The sequence below is a fragment of the Aeromonas sp. HMWF016 genome, assembly GCF_963878195.1.
Taxonomy (GTDB): Bacteria; Pseudomonadota; Gammaproteobacteria; order Enterobacterales; family Aeromonadaceae; genus Aeromonas; species Aeromonas lacus.
This window is the reverse complement of sequence record NZ_CAWNWX010000045.1, coordinates 1-4,321: the sequence shown is the minus strand read 5'-3', so window position 1 is coordinate 4,321 and position 4,321 is coordinate 1. Positions and strand designations below refer to the sequence as shown.

Annotated in this window: 1 protein-coding gene and 1 pseudogene; both read right to left on the bottom strand. The window is 61.4% G+C overall.

Going from position 1 to position 4,321, the window contains the following annotated elements; translation table 11 throughout:
- A pseudogene (locus tag AACS24_RS21830) lies at positions 1-2,114 on the bottom strand (translocation/assembly module TamB domain-containing protein); the annotation flags it as partial.
- Positions 2,111-3,886, bottom strand: a complete 1,776-nt coding sequence (tamA, locus tag AACS24_RS06555) for an autotransporter assembly complex protein TamA (protein ID WP_033113442.1) — start codon at positions 3,884-3,886, stop codon at positions 2,111-2,113. The pseudogene AACS24_RS21830 and the gene tamA, both read right to left, overlap by 4 nt.
- Positions 3,887-4,321 lie beyond the last annotated feature (435 nt).

Here is a 4,321-nt window from a genome sequence, read left to right as displayed (position 1 = left end):
CCCCAGGGCGAGGCGGGATCCCAGCGGCGCAGCGGGGTCTTCAGCTTGAGCTCGGAGAGAGCGCCACGCCAATGATCCCCACGCATTCCGCCCGCCAGTTTGAGGTTGGCCGCAACCGGGTCACCCTTCATGGTCAGGGTCAGCTGATGCTGATTGAAATCACCGTTCAGATTGAGCAGCAGCTGGCTCAGCTTGGTGGCCCCCTGAGTCAACTCGGCAACCGAGAGTGACAGCTCGCCAGCTGGCCTGGCCCCCAGCGCGCCGTTGCCCTTGAGGGTAATGCCACCGAGATTGGTCCCCGCGTAGTAGAGACGGCCTGCGGTCAAGTCGGCAGCCATTCTGGGGGTCTGCTGGTTGCCGCTCACTTTCACCTGCCCCTTGATATCCCCCTTCAGACCGGGATAGATACCGCCGAGCTGGGGCGCATCCAGTGCCGCATCCAGCTGCCAGCGAGCAGGGGCTATGCTCCCCTTGGCCTGCAGCTGGTTGGGACCGCTTTGCAGCGAGAGGGTCGGGATCTGCCACTCCATCTTGTCGTTGCCGCGCAGCTCACCCTTGAGGGCCAGCGGATACTGGTTGAGCTTGCCATCGATCTTGAGCTTGGGCAGGTTGAGTTCCCAGTGGCCCGCCTCGTTCATCGCAAACCGGCTCTCCAGCTCTCCCGCCAGGGTGCCCTTGAGCTCGGGCAACAATTCGGCCGGATTGATCCCCTTGAACAGGGTCGTCCCCTGCCACTCGATCCCCTTGTGCCAGGCGAGCTTGCCATCGAGTTTGAGCTCCCCCTTGAGGGCGTTGAGCTGCAAGGCGATCTTGCTGAGCCGCTCCAGATCACCCTTCCCTTCCAGCACAACCTTGAAAGGAGGCACATCGGTACCCTTGCCGGAGGTATTAAGAGCAAATTGATAGCCGGAAAGCTTGCCCTTGGCGGTCAGGCTCCCTTTATCCAGCCGATAGTTCGGCTCATCTTTGGCAGGTTTGTGCAACGGCCAGCCGAGGCTCTTCCAGTCGAGGGCCAGCTCGAAGGGCAGATCAGGGTCGAGCGCGGCCAGAGATCCCTTGAGGTTGGCGGCAACCGGCCCCTTGGCGGCCAGCGTCAGTGCCAGTTTGCCAACCGAGCCGCCCAGGGTCAGGGTCGCCTGCTCACCTTGCAGCTCGCCATCGAGCAACCCCTTGCGGGCCTTGGCATCCAGGGTCACCGCCAGCGGATAGTCATCCCCCAGCCGGATATTGCCCTTGAGCGCCAGATCCGCCATGGCATGGCGCAGCGACAACTCGCGCACCTCGATACGATCGCCGACGGCACTGGCAGAGAGCTGCAACTTGTCGATCCCCTCGACCAGATCACCCTGCTTGTATTGCACCCGGGTCGCGCTCACCCCTTCAAGCTGGATGGGGAATGGCAGATGGATGGCGGGCAGTGTGATGAGCTCGGCTTTGGCTGCCTTATCACTGGCTCCTTTACCACTCTTGACTACCTTGTCGCTGTCATCCTTTGTTGCACTCTTGGCCACCGGGGAACTTGCGGCCTTGCCGCTGGCCTGAACCGGCGCCTTGGCTGAGGTGCTGGCAGGGGCATCAGCAATGGTCACGCTCAGCTTGTCGAGTACGGGCCCGCGCACGATCAGCCCCTTGCGATTGAGGGTGGCGCCGATATCGAGCGACCCCAGCGTCACGGCAACACCGGGTACCGCCAGATCGAGATCGGCCACCTTGAGGCTGTCGACCTGAATTTTGAGGGGGAGCGGATGCCAGACGAAAGGCTCCGACGGCTCTTCCGGGGCAGGCTCCGAGTCGGCCACCTTCACCACCGGATGGGTTACTTCAAGAGATTTGATCCAGAGTTTGCCCTGCAGCAGTTTGCCAAGATCCCAGTCGAGCACGGCGCGATCGACCGTGACATCCACCAGCTCATCCTGCCAACCCGCCCCTTCCAGAGTCCAGCCATAGCCAAGCTGGCCCGCCACCAGCTCCCCCTTGAGGGAGGGCTGCGCCGCCCTGGCCTGTTGCCACAACCACTTGTTGCCCTGATGGGTGAATCCCAGCAGGCTGACGCCGATGAGCAGCAGGAAAATCAGCCCCATCAGCCAGAGAAAGATGCGTTTTACCCAGATCATAATTCAGGCCCCAATGCGAAATGCAGCCGCAAGGGCTTGTCCTCTTCCGATACCCCGACCGCCAGATCCAGCCTGACCTGACCGATGGGGGTCACCCAGCGCACACCGACACCGGTACCAATCTTCCACGGCTCGCTGTAATCGTTGGTGGCGGTACCGCCATCCACGAACAGTGCTCCCAGCCACTTGTCGCTGAAGCGGTAGTTGTACTCCATGCTGGCGACGCTGGTGTAGCGGCCACCGGTCAGCTTGCCGTCCGAGCCGGTCGGCGAGATGGTCTCGTAGCCAAAGCCGCGTACCGTCTGATCACCACCGGTAAAGAAACGCAGAGAAGGCGGCACCAGCGAGAAGCTGTCGCCAATGATGGCCCCCTGCTCGGCACGCATCAGGAATCTGTGGTTATCCCCCAGAGTACGCAGCCATTTGCTGCGCCCCCACACCCGCATAAAGCTGATGTCGGAGCCCCAGCTGGGGTCGGAAAACTCCAGCGTCAGCTGCTGGCGATCGCCCCAGTCGGGCACCAGACCGCCACGCACCCGCAGCCGCGACCAGGAGACACCGGGGATCAGCAGCAAGCTGTTCCCCTCGTCGGCACCCTGGGTATAGATTTCGTTCTCCAGCCGGATAAAGACGTCACGGTCCCAGCTCTCCGGCCGCCGCGTCCAGCGGTGCACGCCAACGGTCGTCAGGTCGGAGCGGGTATCGTTGTTGTCCTTGTACTGGTAACCGGTCTGGATCGAGTAGTAGTCCCGCAGCGGGTTGCCCACCGGGATCTGGTAGTCGAAACTGAGCTCGGCCTCCGGCTGGGAAACCTTGGCGGTAGCAAAGAGGCGGTGGCCATAGCGGTTAACCCAGGGCTTCTCCCAGGTGGCACTCATGCGCGGCCCCACGTCGGTGGCGTAGCCGATACCGGTCTCGATCTCGTGATCGACCCGGTTGTCGAGGGTCACCGAGATGGGCACCCGGTAGTTGCTCGCCTCGCTCAGCACCGGCTTGATATCGACCTGACGGAACAGCTTGGTGGAGGAGACATCCTGTGACATCTCGGCCAGACGGATGGCGAGATAGGGGTCACCGCTCTTGATGTTGATAAGCGGCCGAATAAGATGGAGCGCCTCGGGGGTGGCGTCGTAGCGGATCTCGCCAAAGTGGTAGCGGTGACCCGACTGGAAGAGGATGTAGATCTCCGCCGTCCCCTTGTCCGGGAACACCTTGACCTGACTCTTGCCCAACTTGGCGTCGAAGTAGCCGCGGGCCAACCCGAGGCTGCCCAGATCCGCCTTGATCGACTCATATTTGGCGTGATTGAGGGGATCCCCCTCTTTGAGCGGCAACTGATCGAGCAGGGCACTGTAGACCTCGTCGCTGCCGGCATCCCCCTCCAGCAGAATATCGAGGCGCGAGACGATGACCGGCTCCCCCTTGTCCACCTCGATCAGGACGTTGGACGGGGTTTTCTTGTCGCGGCTCAGGGTGATCTTGGGCTGGTAGTAGCCATATACCTGCAGCGCCTTTTGCACGCTCTCGGTGATTTTGGCGCGAGCCGGGCGGTATTGCCGCTCCTGATAGACGGGCAAGGCGTTGAGGTAGGCTTCAACGTTATCCTTGTTCTCCCCTTTCAACCCCTTGACCTGATAGGTGAGCTTGGCAGCCAGTGCGGGGGTGGCCATCAGCGACAGCATAAGGCCCAACCCGAGCACCAGGAGGCTACGTCGAAGGGCTGAGCCAAAGAGCGAACTCCCTGTCAGCAGGGACGGATTGCATCCTGTCAAAGGTCAATATTCCTGAAAATTGGTTAAGATGGCGGAGCGGCTCACGGCACATCGGAGGCAGAGAAACGGAGCACCCCAGCAAATTGCGAGCCCTATCCTAACATAGGCACCGGCTGGCAACAGTGTGGCATCCGTGGCAAATTCACCATATCTTTGAAGACGTTGGCTACAAATCATCCGCTCGGGTACGTGCTGCCGAGCTCAAAACGCCGACCTTGGCCTTCATCTCACCCCAACGCCACGCTCACCAGTACCACATACCCGCTACGTCCGGATTCCCGCCAGCAACGGCACGCAAAACAACATGCGACAGGGTTTGTCGGCAGCCTGGTCCCACGACGCTCTTTCGCAGCAAAATCTCGTCGAATGCGAGAGCCTCACAACACGCAACCAATTGCGGTTAAGAAATGCTCGTTCAGGGCAATCGAATTATCC